This window comes from Saccharothrix sp. CB00851 (assembly GCF_001905065.1).
Taxonomy (GTDB): domain Bacteria; phylum Actinomycetota; class Actinomycetes; order Mycobacteriales; family Pseudonocardiaceae; genus Actinosynnema.
In genome coordinates, this window is record NZ_LWLC01000001.1 from 754,767 (window position 1) to 771,541 (window position 16,775).

Annotated in this window: 16 protein-coding genes; 5 read left to right on the top strand and 11 right to left on the bottom strand. The window is 70.9% G+C overall.

Features of this window, described 5'->3' with window-relative positions; translation table 11 throughout:
• Window positions 1–53: 53 nt before the first annotated feature.
• From A6A25_RS03790 to A6A25_RS03805, 4 genes are all read right to left on the bottom strand, one after another.
• Complete coding sequence (locus A6A25_RS03790) at window positions 54–863, bottom strand: DUF1206 domain-containing protein (protein WP_073886241.1); 810 nt, start codon at window positions 861–863, stop codon at window positions 54–56.
• Window positions 864–910: 47 nt separating this feature from the next.
• Window positions 911–3,136 (bottom strand): VanW family protein, encoded by a 2,226-nt coding sequence (locus tag A6A25_RS03795; protein WP_073886242.1) that lies wholly within the window; start codon window positions 3,134–3,136, stop codon window positions 911–913.
• 100 nt (window positions 3,137–3,236) lie between these two features.
• On the bottom strand, window positions 3,237–3,530 hold the full coding sequence (locus tag A6A25_RS03800; RefSeq protein WP_073886419.1) for a GroES family chaperonin: 294 nt from the start codon (window positions 3,528–3,530) through the stop codon (window positions 3,237–3,239).
• Window positions 3,531–3,566: 36 nt separating this feature from the next.
• Window positions 3,567–5,426 (bottom strand): NHL domain-containing thioredoxin family protein, encoded by a 1,860-nt coding sequence (locus tag A6A25_RS03805; protein ID WP_241828480.1) that lies wholly within the window; start codon window positions 5,424–5,426, stop codon window positions 3,567–3,569.
• Between the two features lie 73 nt (window positions 5,427–5,499).
• On the opposite strand from A6A25_RS03805, the gene A6A25_RS03810 reads away from it, so the two are divergent.
• Both A6A25_RS03810 and A6A25_RS03815 read left to right on the top strand, forming a co-directional pair.
• Window positions 5,500–5,988: a helix-turn-helix domain-containing protein gene (locus tag A6A25_RS03810; RefSeq protein ID WP_073886243.1), complete on the top strand. Its 489-nt coding sequence runs from the start codon at window positions 5,500–5,502 to the stop codon at window positions 5,986–5,988.
• 3 nt (window positions 5,989–5,991) lie between these two features.
• Entirely contained in the window at window positions 5,992–6,558 is a 567-nt protein-coding gene (locus tag A6A25_RS03815) for a PIN domain-containing protein (protein WP_073886244.1), read from the top strand.
• Between the two features lies 1 nt (window position 6,559).
• On the opposite strand, the gene A6A25_RS03820 is transcribed toward A6A25_RS03815, so the two are convergent.
• The 4 genes from A6A25_RS03820 to A6A25_RS03830 form a co-directional block, all read right to left on the bottom strand.
• The gene (locus A6A25_RS03820) at window positions 6,560–7,969 is read right to left on the bottom strand and encodes a radical SAM protein (RefSeq protein WP_083667861.1); all 1,410 of its coding nucleotides are present in this window, start codon (window positions 7,967–7,969) and stop codon (window positions 6,560–6,562) included.
• 109 nt (window positions 7,970–8,078) lie between these two features.
• Complete coding sequence (locus A6A25_RS03825) at window positions 8,079–8,456, bottom strand: NTP pyrophosphohydrolase (RefSeq protein WP_073886246.1); 378 nt, start codon at window positions 8,454–8,456, stop codon at window positions 8,079–8,081.
• A 424-nt stretch (window positions 8,457–8,880) separates the two neighbouring features.
• Window positions 8,881–9,027 (bottom strand): hypothetical protein, encoded by a 147-nt coding sequence (locus A6A25_RS44575; RefSeq protein ID WP_170211556.1) that lies wholly within the window; start codon window positions 9,025–9,027, stop codon window positions 8,881–8,883.
• Between the two features lie 252 nt (window positions 9,028–9,279).
• The gene (locus A6A25_RS03830; RefSeq protein ID WP_073886247.1) at window positions 9,280–10,473 is read right to left on the bottom strand and encodes an ATP-binding protein; all 1,194 of its coding nucleotides are present in this window, start codon (window positions 10,471–10,473) and stop codon (window positions 9,280–9,282) included.
• Window positions 10,474–10,595: 122 nt separating this feature from the next.
• On the opposite strand from A6A25_RS03830, the gene A6A25_RS03835 reads away from it, so the two are divergent.
• Complete coding sequence (locus tag A6A25_RS03835) at window positions 10,596–11,219, top strand: SIMPL domain-containing protein (protein WP_073886248.1); 624 nt, start codon at window positions 10,596–10,598, stop codon at window positions 11,217–11,219.
• Window positions 11,220–11,326: 107 nt separating this feature from the next.
• On the opposite strand, the gene A6A25_RS03840 is transcribed toward A6A25_RS03835, so the two are convergent.
• Both A6A25_RS03840 and A6A25_RS03845 read right to left on the bottom strand, forming a co-directional pair.
• Window positions 11,327–12,457 carry a hypothetical protein gene (locus tag A6A25_RS03840; RefSeq protein ID WP_073886249.1) on the bottom strand — a complete coding sequence of 377 codons (1,131 nt, stop codon included), beginning with the start codon at window positions 12,455–12,457 and terminating at the stop codon, window positions 11,327–11,329.
• A gap of 65 nt (window positions 12,458–12,522) precedes the next feature.
• Window positions 12,523–13,791 carry an acetyl-CoA C-acetyltransferase gene (locus tag A6A25_RS03845; RefSeq protein ID WP_073886420.1) on the bottom strand — a complete coding sequence of 423 codons (1,269 nt, stop codon included), beginning with the start codon at window positions 13,789–13,791 and terminating at the stop codon, window positions 12,523–12,525.
• Between the two features lie 85 nt (window positions 13,792–13,876).
• Here A6A25_RS03845 and A6A25_RS03850 point away from each other — a divergent pair, with 85 nt between their 5' ends.
• Together A6A25_RS03850 and A6A25_RS03855 are read left to right on the top strand one after the other, a co-directional pair.
• Entirely contained in the window at window positions 13,877–15,193 is a 1,317-nt protein-coding gene (locus A6A25_RS03850) for a 3-oxoacyl-ACP reductase (RefSeq protein WP_073886250.1), read from the top strand.
• Entirely contained in the window at window positions 15,193–15,993 is an 801-nt protein-coding gene (locus tag A6A25_RS03855; protein WP_073886251.1) for a MaoC/PaaZ C-terminal domain-containing protein, read from the top strand. The genes A6A25_RS03850 and A6A25_RS03855 overlap by 1 nt, the downstream gene beginning before the upstream one ends.
• A gap of 21 nt (window positions 15,994–16,014) precedes the next feature.
• Here A6A25_RS03855 and A6A25_RS03860 read toward each other — a convergent pair whose 3' ends face one another.
• Entirely contained in the window at window positions 16,015–16,689 is a 675-nt protein-coding gene (locus A6A25_RS03860; RefSeq protein ID WP_073886252.1) for a TetR/AcrR family transcriptional regulator, read from the bottom strand.
• Window positions 16,690–16,775: the final 86 nt, after the last annotated feature.

Sequence of the window (16,775 nt, forward strand, 5' to 3'; positions counted from 1 at the left end):
GGGCGGCATCCCCGGGAAGTGGGGGTGCCGCCCTTCTGCCTTGCTCGGCCCGGTCAGCCCTTGTGCGCCTTGGCGGCGGCGAAGCAGTAGGCGCCGAACCCCAGGAAGCCGATCGCGATGATCGCCAGCGCGAAGATGCCGTACGGCTGCGCGGCCAACGTGTGCAGGGCCTTGTCCATCCCGCCGGACTCCGACGGGTCGGCGTTGATCGCGGCGAACGCGACCAGGACGCCGATGAGCACGTAGGACGCGCCCTTGCCGATCCACCCGATCCGACCCAGCCGCTCGACCCACATCCGGGTGCCGGTGGGCAGTTCGGACATGTTCAGGTCGTCCTCGAAGGACTTCTTGACGCCCTTGCGCGCCACCATCACGCCGAGACCGATGACGAACAGCGCCACCAACCCGACCAGGACCTGCCCGAACGGCAGCGCGAGCACCCGCGCCGTCCACGTCTGGGACTGCTCGGTGCCGCTCTTCTGGGACGTGCCGGTCGCGTAGTTGATCGCGGCGATGCCGATGACCGTGCCGGTGATCGCGCGGCCGACCGAGCCGCACCGCCGGTACACGCGCTTGCGCTTCTTGGTGACCCACCCGTAGCCGCCCGCGGCCATGGTGAGCTGCCACAGGGCGAACGCGAACAGGCCGATGGCCAGGATCCACAGCAGGACCGGGCCGAACGACGTCTGGGCCAGGGTCGCGACCGCGCCCTTCTGGTCCGTCTTCTCCCCGGTGTCACCGAGGACCACTTGTGCCGTCAACGCCGCCAAGAGGACGTGGACGAGCCCGTAGCACACCATCCCGGCGCGGCCGAAGGCCTGCACCGCCGGATGTCTCCGCACCTCTTGCACGTTGGTAGCCACGAACGGGTGATACCCGGTCGTGGCTACCGCGAACCCCGAACCGCTGGTCAGCCGCCGGGCGGTGGCGGCGGCGGCTCGCAGACGATCTTGAACTGCGGGTCGTACCGGACGGTCCGGCTCTCCTGGCGGGTCTGGCCGGTGCGGCGGTCGGTGATGGTGCGCGTGTCGGTCACCGAGAAGCCGCGCGCGCCGGGGCTCGGCTGGCAGTCCGGCTTGTCGACCTTGCGCTCCTGCGGCTCGGTGTGGTTGAACTCGGCGCTGGTCGAACCCGTCACGTCGTAGTTCTTGGTGCCCCAGAGCACGATCTTGATCGAGGACGGGGTCCAGATCGTCTGGATCGCCACCCCGGTGTCGTCCGGGTTGGTGAACTTGATGTCGATCAGGCTGTTGCCCGCGCCGTCCATGAACACCGTGGCCTCGCGTCCCTTCGGGTACCGCGAGATCCAGTAGCTGTGCTCCTTGTGGCCGGCGTCCTTCATGCCCGCGTGGTAGGCGGCGTTGTAGAGCGTGGTGGCGAACTGGGAGATGCCGCCGCCGACCGCCTTGCCGGGCACGCCGTTCTCGATGATGCCCGCCTCGACGTAGCCCTGCGCGAGACCGCGCGGACCGGTGTAGCCGTTCAGGCTGAACGTCTCGCCCGGCTTCACGATCGCGCCGTTGACCTTCTCGGCCACGACGCGGATGTTGGTGCCGGACGCGGCCACGAAGCCACCGGTCTGAAACTCGCCGATGACCTCCTTGATGCCCATCTTGTTCGCCTGCTCGGTGGTCACCTTCGCGGGCGTGTGCTTGTACTCGGCCTTGATCGCGCGCTCGTTGTCGCGCTTGAGCACGTCGAGCACCGTGGTCAGGGACTTCTCCCAATCGATGCCCCGGCCGTCGACCGACTCCTTGACCACCGGCCGGCCGCCCTCGAACACGATCTGGGCGTCCTTGCCCTCCTTCTCGGTGTCCTTCAGCTGCGGACCGGCGTGCTCGACGAGCTTGGCGTTGTCGACCTTCGCGGTCAGGCCCCCGTCGTCGGCCGGCTCGAACACCAGCACGGTGGCCAGCATCTCGGGCGTGAGGGTCGCGTCCTTGCCCTCGCCCTGGATGATCAGCGGTGCGGCCGTAGCGGGCTTGGCGACCTCGGCCAGCGCCTTCTGCACGCCCTCCTTGGTCGTCTTGACCGGGGTGGTGGCCACCGGCAGCTCGACCGTGCCGCCGTCGGCCCAGTCGGCGAGCAGGCTCTGCGCCGCGCCGGTCACGTCCAGCTTCTGGCCCTGCCGCGGGTCGACGGCGACCGGCGTCGCGCCCTCGAAGCGGATGGTGCCCTCGGTGGGCTCGTGGTCGGTCTGGGCGCGCAGCGCCTCCAGCGCGGCGGCCAGCTTGCCCTCGTCGCTGCGGGTGGAGAAGCCGACCTCGCGCGTGGTGAAGAACGAGGTGATGCGGGTGATCGGGGACAGCGGCTGGCTGCCCGCGCGGTCCAGCGTGGCCGTCCAGTCCAGCTCCAGGCCGGCCGCCTTGGGGTCGACGGTGGTCTCGACGTCGCCCGCGCGCGCCTTCACCGGCGCGGCCAGGCGGGGACCGATCTCGTCGTGCAGCTTCTGCTCGGCCTCGGGGTGGCTCATACCGCCGACGTCCACGCCCGCCACGGTCACGCCGCGCGGCACGTTGCCGCCCGAGATGACCAGGTCCAGGCCGTACAGGACGACCAGCACGCCGAGCACCGCGGCGGCGATCAGGCCGCCCTTGCGCAACCGCTTGCGGCGGGCGTCCGCGTCGTCGGCCTCCGGGTCGCCGTCGACCATGACCGGGCCGTAGACGGTCGCCTCCGGCTCCGGCGCGGAGACCGGCGTGGCGAACACCGTGGTGGCCTCCGACGGCGAGGGCTGCGGCTGCGGCCGGCCGAAACCGCCGGGCGGCGTGGCGATCACCTGGGTCCGCTCGGCGGGCGAGGCGTGGGCGCGCGTCCGCTCGCCGGGCGGCGTGATCGCCTGGGTGGCGTCCGCGCCCCTCGGCGGGTTCTGCTGCGCGTTGCGCGTCGGGTGTTGCTGCGTCACGTTGTGAGAGACGCTCGGCGGGGCGTCCGCGTTGTCACCGGCGGCGGACGGCGGCGTCACGTCACGGACCGTGGCCGAGGCGTCCGGCTCCGCGTCCGGCTCCTCCTGCGGCCACTCGGCCTCACCGGCCGTGAGCTTCGACGTCCGTTCCGCAGCGGTGCCCGACGGGCGGACCGGCTCCATGGCCTTGGTCCGCTCAGCGTCGTACTCCGGTCGCTGGTTCTCCGGCACCGCTCCCCCTCTTGCCTCTCGCAAGGTCCTGGGACTGCTTACCCGAACGTCGTCACACGTCGATCACGGTCGGGTGGTTCACAGGTCTCGACCGTTCTGGTCACAGGTAGAGGCCGGTCCCGTGCTCGGTCCGCTCGGTCGCGGTCGCGTGCACGTCCCGTTCCCTCATCACGAGGTAGGTGCTGCCCTGCACCTCGACCTCGAACTGGTCCTCCGGGTTGAACAGCACCCGGTCGCCGACCTTGACGTGCCGCACGTTGGTGCCGACCCCGAGCACGTCTCCCCAGGCCAGGCGCTTCGCCATCTGGGCGGTCGCCGGGATCACGATGCCACCGCTGCTGCGGCGTTCGCCGTCCTCCGGGGAGATCCGCACCATCACGCGGTCGTGCAGCATCTGGATTTCGAGCTTGACATCGGGCACCAGCAGAGTCTAGATGGCTTCGTCGAGGCCACCCATCATCAGGGGTAGCCGCCGGGGGCCGTCCTTTACCACGCGGATCGGAACGCCCCAGTCCTGGCGGGCCAGTTTGCACACCGGGTGCTCGACGCTCGGGTCGTCGGTGCAGCTCGCGGCCTGGGCGACGACGTGCAGGACGCCCTCGGTGAAGCCCTCGGCGACGTGCAGCACGCGGACCAGGTCCGTGCCGACGCCCGCGCCCGAGGCCAGCAGCTCCGGCGGGGAGCTGGTGATCTCCAGGCGGGTGGACGGGCCGAACCGGTCGTCCAGCTTCTGGCCGGTCGGCGGGGTGAACACGACCGCGAGCTCGACCTCGCCCGACGCGATCACCGACGGCGGCCTGCGCACCTGGTGCGCCTGCCCGCTGACCAGCTTCGCACCGGGCGCGACCGGCCGTTCCAGGCGGTGCGCGGCGGAGGCGACGACGACCAGCTCACCGTCGACCAGGACCGCGTCGGACGGCTCGGCGACGTCCGTGGCCAGGGTGGACACCTCGCCGGTCGCCGGGTCGTAGCGGCGGATGGCGCCGTTGTAGGTGTCGGCGATCGCGACCTGGCCGCCGGGCAGCACGGTCACGCCCAGCGGGTGCTGGAGCAGCGCCTGGTCGGCCTGGCCGTCGCGGTGGCCGAAGTCGAACAGGCCCTTGCCGATCACGGTGTGCACGGTGCGGTCGGCGTCCAGCCGGCGCAGCGCGGAGGTCTCCGAGTCGACCAGCCAGAGCCGGTCGCCGTTGGCGGCCAAGCCGGAGGTCTGGGCGAAGAACGCCTCCGCGGCCGGACCGTCGTGCAGGCCTTCGACGGTGGTGCCGGCCAGGCGCTCGACGCGGCGTTCCCGCGGCTTGAACAGGCCCAGCGTGTGGTTGCCCGCCATCGCGATGACGACGCCACCCGCGGGTTCCCACCACGTGACGTCCCACGGGCTGGTGAGGTCGATCGCCCCGGCCGGGCCGTCGGTGTCGCCGTCGCGCCACTGCTCGCCCGTGCCCGCGACGGTGGTGACCTCGCCGGTGTCCAGGTTCAGGCCGCGCAGGAGGTGGTTGACCGTGTCGGCGACGACCGCGTGGTAGCCGACCTCGGCGGCGACGTCGTCGGGCAGCAGCGCGATGCCGGCGGGTTCGGAGAAGGTGGGCTCCAGGCCGTCGCGGCGGCCGCGTTCACCGGTGCCGATGCGCCGGACCACGGTCTCGCCGTCGAGTTCGAGCTCGACCAGCCCGTGGTGCGCGGAGTCGCTGACCAGGAGGGTGTCGTTGCCGGTCAGGACCGCTTTGGCCGGGAAGCGGAGTTCGGTCTCACGGGGCGGTGGGGCGACGTACGGGCCGTCGCCGCGGTGCAGGGTGCCCTTGGCGTCATGCTCGGCGACGAGCTCGGACACGATCTGGCGCAGCGCGTCCAGGTGACCCTCGCCGGAGGCGACGTGCACGACGTAGCCCTCCGGGTCGACCAGGACGAGCGTCGGCCACGCCTTCACCGCGTAGTCCTGCCACGTGGTCAGCTCGGGGTCGTCCAGCACGGGGTGCTCCACCTCGTACCGCTCGACGGCCGCCTCGAGCGCCGCGGCCTCCGCCTCGTGCGCGAACTTGGGCGAGTGCACGCCGACGGTGACCAGGACGTCGGCGAACTCGGCTTCGAGCGGGCGCAGCTCGTCCAGCACGTGCAGGCAGTTGATGCAGCAGAACGACCAGAAGTCGAGCAGCACCACCTTGCCGCGCAGGTCGGCCAACCTGATGTCCCGCCCACCCGTGTTGAGCCAGCCGCGGCCCACCAGCTCGGGGGCGCGGACACGGGCACGGCGTCGTTGTGCGGTCGTCACGTCCCGATCCAACACGACTCGCACACCGACATGTTCCCTTGTCCACCATGTGGATGACGAAGCTTTCGTTTTGTTCGTTTCGCGTTACCCTGGGCGCATGACAGCGACCATGGTGGAACGCACGCTGTTGCCGCCGGCGAGTCCGGACGCACTGTCGTCCTGGGTCGCGGCACTGGCCCGCCCGGGCGGGGGAACCGCCGCACTGCTCGCACCGGACGGCACTCGACTGGACCTGCCCGCCGAGGTGTTCGACGTGCTCCGCAGCGTGGTGGTCGCCATGTCACAAGGGCTGGCGATCACCGTCGCACCTCAGCACACCGTCCTGACCACGAGCGAGGCCGCGCAACTGCTCGGCGTCTCGCGGCCGACCCTGGTTCGCCTGCTCGAAGCGGGGGAGATCCCGTACGAGCAGCCGAACCGGCATCGCCGGGTCCGACTGGCCGACCTGCTCGCGTACCAGGAACGCGCCCGCCGGGCACGCGCGGCAGGCCTGGACGAGATGGTGCGAACCGGCGAGGACGACGGCCTGTACGACCTTCCGCTGGACACGCCGTTCGAGCGGATGCCGACCGACGAGCACAGGTGACCCTTGTTCCCCGTCTTCCTCGACACCTGCGTACTGCTCAAGCCCTACCTGTGCGACACGCTTCTGAGCATCGCCGAGTGCCGGGTCTACCGACCGCTCTGGTCTGAGGGTGTGCTCACCGAACTCGACCGCAACCTGCGCAAGCGCGGTGCGACGGCGGAACAGGTGGCCCACCGCATCGACCAGATGAGCCGCCACTTCCCCGATGCCCGGGTCATGGGTTATGAGCATTTGATCGACTCGATGGAGAACCACCCCCACGACCGGCACGTGCTCGCCGCAGCCGTCAGAGGTGGCGCCGAGGTCCTGGTGACCGAGAACTTGAAGGACTTCCCGGACAGGGTGCTCCGGCAGTACGACGTCGTGGCCCTACACCAGGACGACTTCCTGCAGGACCAGCTCGACCTGTTCCCCGATGCTGTCCACTCGGCGTTGCGACGGCAGGCCTCCCGGTACCGCCGTGCTCCGCGGTCGGTGGATGACCTGCTCGACGTGTTGGGCAACGAAGGACACGGTTGTCCTGGGTTCGCGAAGGCATGTCGGCGGCACTTCAGCACGTGGCCGAGTTGACCTACCGGCGATCGACGGAGTCGGGCTCGGGGAACGTCCGGTCGTACTCCTGGTGCACCAGTTCGACCAGGAGCATGCCCAGTTGGGTGAGTTCGACCCTGGTGCCGTTGCGGACGACCAGTTCGCGGCGGGTGAGGTCCTCGGTGACCTCGTCCAGCTGTGCGCGTTCGGCGGCTGTCGGTTCGGCCGGGAGGTCCGCCTCGTCGAAGTGGCCCCGTTTCACGCCGAAGTGCAGGTGCCTGCGGTTGCGGACGGCTCGGGTGAACGGGACGTCGGCCCACGTGGCGCCGCCGTGCTCCTCGATGCCCCGCACGTAGTCGTCGGGGTCGCGGCGGTTGAGGTACTGGGTGTCGCCGAAGCTGGAGCGCGCGCTGTTGCCGAAGGCCAGTGACTGGGCGGTCGCGGTGGCGGCGACGAGCGCGCTGGGCACGGCGGCGTTGAACGTCGGGGCGGTGAACAGGTACATCGGGCCTTCCCGCCAGCCCAGTTCGGCGAAGAAGTGCCGGTAGAGCAGGTGGCAGCGGAACTTCTCGGCCAGCACGCGCTCGTCCACGACCTCGCCGGAGAACGGGCCCCAGATCTCGGTGAAGCTGCGCGGGTACACGCTCACCGAGTCGATCAGCCCCTCCTGTGCCAGCGCGTGGATGTGCCGCACGTCGGTCAGCACGTCGTCGGCGGTCTGGGTGTGCAGGCCCACCATGAAGTCCAGGCCGATGTGCTCGACGCCCGCCTCGATGAACCGCGCGCACACCTTCCGGATGCGGTCCGGCTCGACGTAGATGCGGCCGTTGGCCTCCAGCACCGGTCGGCTGAAGCTCTGCACGCCCGCGCTCACCCGCCGGATGTGCCCGGACTCCGCCAGCCGGTGGATGTCCTTGCGCATGGTGCGCGGGTGCAGTTCGAGCGTGACCATGCCGATCCGGTCCTGGGCGATGTGCTCGTACACCTCGTCGTAGAGGGTGCGCAGGTCGTCCACCGCCATCATCGACGGCGTGCCGCCGCCGAAGAACAGGTCACCGGCGGTGGCGTCGGCGGGCAACCGTGAGAGGAATGTCCGCACCTCTTTCCGCAACGCGGTCAGGTAATCACCCGAACGGCTCGTGTCGGTCGAGATGAAGTAGTAGCAGAAGTGGCACCGCTGGGCGCAGTAAGGCAGGTGCAGGTAGAGGAATTCGATCCGCCGCCACTCCTGCGAACGCCAATCGTCCAGCATCCGCGTCGGCGCCGAGTCGGGCTCCTTCGGCCACCGCGGGTACACGTCGACCCAGTGCCATTTGCGCGGGTCGGTGGTGGCGAACTCGTGCGCCAGCAGCCGTTCCACGCCGCTGTCGACGATCCAGTCGTCGGTGCTCCGCAACAACTCGCGGGCCCATTCGTCGAGGTCCGGCCGATGCGTTTGCTGAGGGATCATCAACTGCTCCCGGAGGGGTAGTTATTCGATCTCACGCGTCATTTCGCAGCAGCACGGCGGCGTGTGCTGAAAATGATGAGAACCCACCCGGGCGATGTTCGTCAATCCGCTAGCCGGGGCGGCGGACCGCACGGGGGCCGAGGACGTCGGCGTCGAGGGCCGCCACGCGGTCGCGGAGGACGCGGTCGGCGGTGACCACCGTGCACGGGCGGTCCGGGTTGGCGCGGACCACGTCCACGATCGCGTCGTCACCCGAACCCGGCGCGGACACGACCCGCACACCGGGCACCGACTCGACGTGCCGCGCCTTGCCCTCGACCACGAGGACCACTTCCAGCGGGCCCGGGAGGGCCGGCAGGCCGTGCTCGGCCACGGCGACGAGGTCGTCGCGCAGGCGGGCGGCGGCACCGGCGCGGTCGCGCCACCAGCCGTCCGGTACCGAGCCGACGACGTTGGCGGCGTCCACGACCAGGAGCGGGTGCGTCATCGGGTCATGCTCTCAGCAAACCCTCATGAAACTGTCGTACCCCGATGGCACCATGGAGTGGTCCATTGGGGGACAGACATGAACACGCAGGGGGACATTGTGGAGATCAGGCGCGCCCACAGGACGCCGGACGACACCTGGAACGGCTCGGCGACGGCCAAGTAGCCGCTCATGGGAAACCCCGCGGTGCTGCCAGGTCGGGGGTCCGACAGCACCGCGGGGTCACTGGGAACATCGATACACGATCGGGTGCCGTTACATCCCCTATAGGGTGTGACGGGGATCACGTTTTGAAGTGACGAAGCCCTGCCGCGCGGGAGGTGCGGCAGGGCTTCGTCGTTACCCCTTCGCCAGAGCGCGGACGACGGGGCGCACACCCGGTGTCGATCGGGTGGTCGTCACGCGCGCCGGAGGAAGGTCCCCCTCAGCGGAGGGTCGTCACCTGGGCCTGGGCGATCGCCATCAGCTCGTGACGCATGGCCGGGGTGGGCGCCATGTCGATCGCGCGGGCGACAGCCTTGCGGTTGCGAGCCTCGACACGACGAGCGCGGAGCTTCGCAGTGAAGTTCATCGGGGGTTCATCCCTCTCAAAGGTCTTCCTCGGTGTGTGCCTCAAGTATGCACCCTCGCGCGCTCGAAAGCACCCGATTATCCGGTGAGGTGCCGCACATGCCGACGAATCATCGGCGGCCACCGCGTTGTCCCTGACGATTCGCCTGGGGGACACCTGCTGGACCGGATGCGCAGCCGGCAACTCTCTAGCGTGCACGCTAGAACACCCGATGCGACCGAAGCGAGCGAATAACCGCAGGTCAGCGGGACGTCAGTCTTCACGGCCGAGCAGGAACCGGCCGAAGTGCGGCACGGTGAACGCGATCTGCCCGCGTTCGGCCGAGTACACGAGCCCCTTCTTGATCAAGCTGTCCCGGGCGGGCGACAACGACGACGGCTTGCGCCCCAGGTGCTCGGCCACCTGCGCGGTGTTCACGCCCGCGTCCTTGCCGTCGGTCCGCTCCGCCATCGCCCGCAGGTACTCCCGCTCGGCCGGCGTCGCCCGCTCGTACCGCGACCCGAAGAACCCGACCGCCAGCTCGGCGTCCGCCTCCGGCGCGGCCACCGCCACGTCCGTCGCCGTGATCGGGTCGGCGGGCGCCGCGTCCCACGCCGCCTTGCCGTAGGCCTGGATGAAGTACGGGTAGCCGCCCGAGGCGTCGAACAGCGCGTCCAACGCCTCCGGCTCGATGCCCGCCTCCTCCCGGTCCACGGGCGCCAGCACGGCGCGGTCGGCGTCCTCCCGCGAGAGCCGGTCGATCCGCACGTACCGGAACAGCCGCTCCGAGTACGACTTCGACGCCGACAGCACGGCAGGCAGGTGCGGCAGCCCGGCGCCGACCACGACCAGCGGCGCGCCCGACTGCGACAGCTCGTGGCACGCCGCGCACAACGCCGAGACGTCGTCCGCCGGCACGTCCTGCATCTCGTCGATCAGCAGCGCCACGCCGGTGCCCACGTCCTGCGCCAGCTCGGCGACCTCGGTGAACAGCTCCACCAGGTCGATCTCGATGTCACCGGAGTCGGCCCGGCCCACCGCCGCGGGCACGTCGATGCCCGGCTGCCACCGGTCGCGCAGCTTCGCGTCCTCGGGGTTGGACCGCAGCGCGAACGCCTTCAGCACACCGAGCACGGCCTCCACCCGGTCCGGCGCGCGGTGCCGCACGGCCAGGTCGCGGATCGCCCGGTGCAACGCGGCCGACAGGGGGCGGCGCAGCCCGGCCTCGGGCCGTGCCTCGATCTTCCCGGCGCCCCAGCCGCGTTTCATCGCCATCGACCGCAGCTCGCCCAGCAGCACGGTCTTGCCCACGCCGCGCAGCCCGGTGAGCACGAGGCTGCGTTCCGGCCGGCCGCGCGCCACGCGTTCGAGAACGACCTCGAACGCGCCCAGCTCCTTGTCGCGCCCCGCCAGCTCGGGTGGCCGTTGGCCCGCGCCGGGGGCGAACGGGTTGCGCACCGGGTCCATCCTCGGAAGGTATCGAGGTGTCTACAGCGGATCCAATACTCAGGCCGTGTCGGTCGGTATTCCCAAATCTAGGCTGGAAGCTATATAGCGCTATCGAGCGACATCGGCGGTAGCGTCGTGCCATGGCTGAGGTAGTGACCAAGGGCGTCGGCAAGGTGGAGCGGACCGCTGACCGCGCCGAGGTGAGCGTGAGCTTCGAGACGCTGGGCTCGACGCGGCAGGAGGCGGTGGAACGGCTGACCACGCGGATCGCCGGCGTGGAGCCCGCGTTGGAACGCCCGGGCGTCGAGGTGCGGTCACGGCAGCTCAACGTGCACGACAACTGGGACGGCAAGCGCCGTTCCGGCAGCCGAGCCGTGCAGAACTACGTGGTGCGGGTCGACGACGTCACCGCGCTCGACGGCCTGCTGGGCGCGCTCGTGACCGCCGAGCCGACGTGGCTGCACGGGCCGACGTGGCAGCTCAAGAACGACGCGGACGCCGTCCGCGAGGCGCAGCGCGAGGCCGTGCTGGACGCGCGCCGCCGTGCCGAGGGCTACGCCGGCGCGCTCGGCGCGCGGCTGGGGCCGTTGCACCGGCTGACCGACGGCGACGCGGAGGGCTGGGCGGTCGAGTCGACCCGGATGAGGACGGCGGCCTACGGCGGCGCGCCGGGCGTGCCGCCGCAGATGGACGAGCTGAACCTGGAGGCGCAGCAGATCACCGTCACGGTCCGCTGCACGGCCTCGTGGGCACTCCTCGACTGAGGCCCCGCGTGTCCTGAACGTTCAACTCGGGGTCCTGAACGTAGGACACTCGCGACGCGAACGTAGGACACTCGCGTTCTGGACGTAGGACACGCGGGAGCGCGGGGTCAGCTGCTGGTTCGCGGTTCGGCCAGTTCGACGACGACCGAGCGGTTGCGGGCGGCGGCATCGGCGATCAGGTCGCCGTAGCTGTCCAGGTCCGGTTCCAGGGGCGAGGCGAAGCCCGCACCGCGGACCTCGGTGAACGCCGCCCGGCTCACGCCCAGCTCCACCAGCATCGACACCACCCGGTCGCTGCGCCGCAGGGTCAGGTTGAGCGCCCACGCCGCCGACGCCGAGCTGGCCGTGCGGGCGACCACCCGTGCGGTGGTGCGACCGTCGAACTTCTTCGCCACCTCCGCCAGCACCTCGCGCGCACCGGGCGCCGGCTCGTCGCTGCCCGCCTTGAACAGCAGGGAGTTCGGCAGGTGCACCGACGTGTCGGAGGCAACCACCTCGCCGATCCGCACGGTCGGCACCTCGGCCCGGCCGATCGACGCACCACCTGGCACCGGTTCTGTGTCGTTCGTGCAGCTCTTCGCGTGGAACTTCACGCAGATCCCGAGCCACAGCTGGACCAGTGCCTCCCGCGCGCTCGGCGGCAACTGGGGCTGGTCGCCCACCACCTGGCCCAGCCCGGAGAAGATCACGTCCTTATCGGTCAGCTCGGGCAGGGCGTCGTCCGGCACCGACGCCACCACGGCGGACACGTCGAGGTCGAGGCCCAGCCGGGTCAGGTCGAGCGGGTCGGTGGTCTGCAACCCGCTGGTCTGCAGCACGAGCACGGCGGGCCCCGACGCGGACGCCATGTCCGCCAGCACGGACAGCGGGTCGAGGTCGGTGCTGTCACCGCCGAGCTGGCTGAGCTGCCCGGTCAGCCGGTTCAGGTTCTGCTCGAAGCCGAGCTCGCGCAGCGCCGAGTCGCTCTCCACCTCGTTGCCGTCCCGGACGGTGAAGTCCTCGTCCAGGTACGCACCGCCGGAGTCCTCGCCCTGCCGGTACACGACGACCCGGGTCACGCCCTGGTCGACCGCCTCGGCCAAGCGGTCGACGACGGTCCTGGTGAGCGCGACCCGGGGCTCGTTGGCCGACGCGGTCACCCCGATGCGCACGGTGGTGGTGTCGCGGGACGTCTCCCCGCAGGCAGCGCAGGACGCCGCCACCAGCACGACTGCGGCGAAGAGCCGTGAGTGGTTCATGCATTGGAAACGGAACGGGAACGCGTTGTGTTACCAATAACACCCGTTCGGCCTAACGATCGGCCTCATCGCTCCACGATCGCCGTAACTCCCTGACCACCCGCCGCACAGATGGAGATCAGCCCGCGCCCCGAGCCTCGCTCCGCCAGCAGCTTCGCCAGGGTGGCCACGATCCGCGCGCCGGTCGCGGCGAACGGGTGCCCGGCGGCCAGCGACGAGCCGTTGACGTTCAGCTTCGACCGGTCGATCGCGCCGAGCGGCGCGTCCAGCCCGAGCCTGCCCTTGCAGAAGTCCGCGTCCTCCCACGCCTTCAGCGTCGCCAGCACCTGGGACGCGAACGCCTCGTGGATCTCGTAGAAGTCGAAGTCCTGCAACGACAGCCCGGCGCGCGCCAGCATCCGCGGCACCGCGTACGCGGGCGCCATCAGCAGGCCCTCGCCACCGTGCACGTAGTCGACGGCCGCCGTCTCGGTGAACGTGAGGTAGGCCCGCACGGGCAGGTTCCTCGCCGCGGCCCACTCCTCCGACGCCAGCAGCACGGCCGACGCGCCGTCACTGAGCGGTGTGGAGTTGCCCGCGGTCATCGTCGCGCCCTCGCCCTCGCCGAACACCGGCTTGAGCTTGGCCAGCTTCTCCACCGACGAGTCCGGCCGCAGGTTCTGGTCCCTGGTCAGGCCCAGGTACGGCGTCACCAGGTCGTCGAAGAACCCCCTGTCGTACGCGGCGGCGAGGTTGCGGTGGCTCGCGGCGGCCAGTTCGTCCTGGTCCTCGCGCGCGATGCCCCACTCGCGGGCGGTGATGGCCGCGTGCTCACCCATGGACAGGCCGGTGCGCGGCTCGCCGTTGCGCGGGATGTCCGGCACCACGTGCTTCGGGCGCAACTTGAGGGCCGTCCTGAGCTTCGCGCCGACGCTGCGGGCCCGGTTGAACTCCAACAGCACGCCGCGCAGGTCCTCGTTCACGCCGATCGGCGCGTCGCTGGTGGTGTCGACGCCACCTGCCACGCCGACCTCGATCTGGCCGAGCGCGATCTTGTTGGCCACCGCGATCACCGCCTGCAGGCCGGTGCCGCACGCCTGCTGCACGTCGTAGGCGGGCGTCTCGGCGGACAAGCTGCTGCCCAGCACCGCCTCGCGGACCAGGTTGAAGTCGCGACTGTGCTTGAGCACCGCGCCCGCGACCACCTCGCCGAGCCGTTCGCCCTGCAGCCCGAACCGGCTCACCAGGCCGTCCAGGGTGGCGGTGAGCATGTCCTGGTTCGACGCTGTGGCGTAGGGACCGTTCGACCGGGCGAACGGGATGCGGTTGCCGCCGAGGATGGCTACTCGGGCCATGTCGTCCTCCAGGATCGTGGGCAGGTGGCTCAATGTTACCTACTCATCAGTAGACTTACTAGCGAGTAGGGAGTGTGATGTCGGCATGGATCGTTACCAGTCGTTCGCCAGGTCCGGCCTCGGGCGGTTCGTCGTGGGCAAGCTCGGTCTCCCCGACCCGTACCCGCTGCGCCGCCACTCACCCGGAAAACCCCCGCTGGACGGACCCGTGCTGATCGGTGGCGGCGGCCGGCTGGCCGATCCCGTCGGCGCGGCGGTGAAGTCCCTCGGCCTGGACGCGGTGTCCGGGACGACCGAGGGCGAGAGGTACGGCGCGCTGCTGTTCGACGCGTCCGGCATCGAGTCGGTCGAGCGCTTGCGCGAGCTGTACGAGTTCTTCCAGCCGGTGATTCGCTCCCTCGGGCCGTGCGGCCGGGTGGTCGTCTTCGGCACGCCGCCCGAGCATGCCGAGTCGCAGATCGCGCAGCGCGCGCTGGAGGGGTTCACGCGCAGCGTCGGCAAGGAGCTCAAGCGCGGCGGCACGGCCCAGCTCGTGTACGTCGAGCCCGGCGGGGAGGGTGCGATCGAGTCGACCGTCCGGTTCCTGCTGTCGGGCCGGTCCGCGTACGTGTCCGGGCAGGTGATCAGGATCGGCGCGGCCGAGGTCGAGGCGCCGGAGGACTGGGATCGTCCGCTGGCCGGGAAGGTCGCGCTGATCACGGGTGCGGCCCGGGGCATCGGCGCGGCGATCGCCGAGGTGCTGGGCCGCGACGGCGCCACCGTGGTGTGCCTGGACGTGCCCGCGCAGGGCGACGAGCTGTCCGTGGTGGCCAACCGGGTCGGCGGTACCGCGCTCCAGCTCGACATCACCGCGCCGGACGCGCCCGCGCGGATCGTCGAGCACCTCTCCCAGCGGCACGGTGGCGTGGACGTCGTCGTGCACAACGCGGGCATCACGCGTGACCGCACGCTCGGGCGGATGGACGTGGGCCGATGGGACGCGGTGGTCGCGGTGAACCTGGCGTCGCAGGAACGGGTCAACGACGCGCTGCTCGCCGCCGACACGTTGCGGCCCGACGGGCGGATCGTCGGCGTGTCGTCCATCGCGGGCATCGCCGGGAACGTCGGCCAGACCAACTACGCCACCACCAAAGCGGGTGTGATCGGCATGGTCGACTCCCTGTCGCGGCGGCTCGCGGGCCGCGCCACGGTGAACGCGGTCGCGCCGGGGTTCATCGAAACCAGGATGACGGCAGCGGTGCCGTTGTTCATCCGGGAGGCGGGGCGGCGGATGAACAGCCTGTCGCAGGGCGGCCTGCCGGTGGACGTGGCCGAGGCGATCGCGTGGTTCGCGCACCCGGCGTCGGCCGGGGTGAACGGCAACGTGGTGCGCGTGTGCGGGCAGAGCCTGCTGGGGGCGTGATGGCGAACCTGACCCTGCTCTACGCCAAGGCCGCGCTGACCGGGTTCACCCGGCGCGGTGGCGAGCTGCCGACGTCGTCGCTGGACGCCGAGGTCAGCGTCGACCCCGAGCACCTGGCCCGGTACAACAAGGTCTGCGGGTTCGGCGTGCGCGACGAGCTGCCGATCACCTACCCGCACGTGCTCGGGTTCGGGCTGCAGATCCGGCTGATGACCGGGCCCGGCTTCCCGTTCCCGCTGCCCGGCCTGGTGCACGTGGCCAACCGGATCCGGCAGCACCGGCCGCTGCGGGTCGCCGAACCGCTGTCGCTGCACGTGGCGCTGGCGGACCTGCGGCCGCACGAGCGGGGTCGTCAGTTCGACGTGGTGACCACCGTGTCGGTGGACGGCGAGGAGGTGTGGGTCGACGTGTCGACTTACCTGCGCCGGGAGGGTGCGGCCGCGAAGGAGTCGTCGCCGCGGGCCGAACCGCCCTCGCCCACGGCCCGGTGGCGGCTGCCCGGCGACCTCGGCCGGCGGTACGCGGCCGCGTCCGGCGACCGCAACCCCATCCACCTGCACCCGTTGACGGCCAAGGCGTTCGGGTTCCCCCGGGCCATCGCGCACGGGATGTGGTCGAAGGCGCGGTGCGTGGTCGCGTTCGAAGGGCGGTTGCCGACCGCGTACGAGGTCGACGTGCGGTTCAAGGCGCCGGTCCTGCTGCCCGGGGCGGTCGACTTCTCGTCCTCGCCCACGGGTGACGGGTGGCGGTTCGCGCTGTGGTCGGACCGCCCGCACCTGGAGGGCGTGATCAGCGGCTGACGCGCGCTGCCGGGCGTCCGCCTACTCCGCGGTCGCCCGGCGTGACGGCGGGTGCCAGACGTTGCCCGCCACGAGGTCGCCGAAGCCCATCCAGACCAGGTTCATCAGCCGCGCGGCCACGACGCCCGCCGGCTCCCGGGGGTTGTCGAGCCACCAGTCGGCCAGCGACTCGCCCGCACCGACCAGCGCCGCGGCCAGCGACTCGGCCTCCTTGTCGCCCGCCCGTGGCACGTTGGTGAAGTCCGACGAGTGCACCAGCAGCGCCGCCACCAGGCTGATCGCCCGGCCGCGCATGTCGGCCAGCTCCTCGGCGAACGGACCGCCCTGGGAGGACGCCTGCCGGTGCAGCACCTGCCAGCTGGCGCGGTTCTCGCCGACGAACCCGAAGAACGCCCGCAGGCCGCTCCACAGCTGGACGTCCGGCGGCTCCTCGGCCTCGACGCCGTTCGCGATGGCCTCCATCATCCGGGTCGCCTCACGGCGGATGCAGGTGGCGAACAGCTCTTCCTTCGAGCCCAGGTAGGCGTACAGCATGGGTTTGGAGATGCCCGCGACCTCGGAGATCTCGTCCATGGACGCGGCGTGGAAACCCAAGCGCGAGAAGACGTCGACCGCGGCGTCCATGATCTGCCGCTCGCGCACCGCGCGTGGCAGTCTCTTGGCCCGGCCCGGGCGGACCGGTTGCTCTGCGTGCATCGCACCCCCTGGATGGCTGGCGACAAGATTACTCCGCGCCCCTTGCCGCCTTACCTACTCGCCAGTAGGCTTACCTGTCAGTAGGT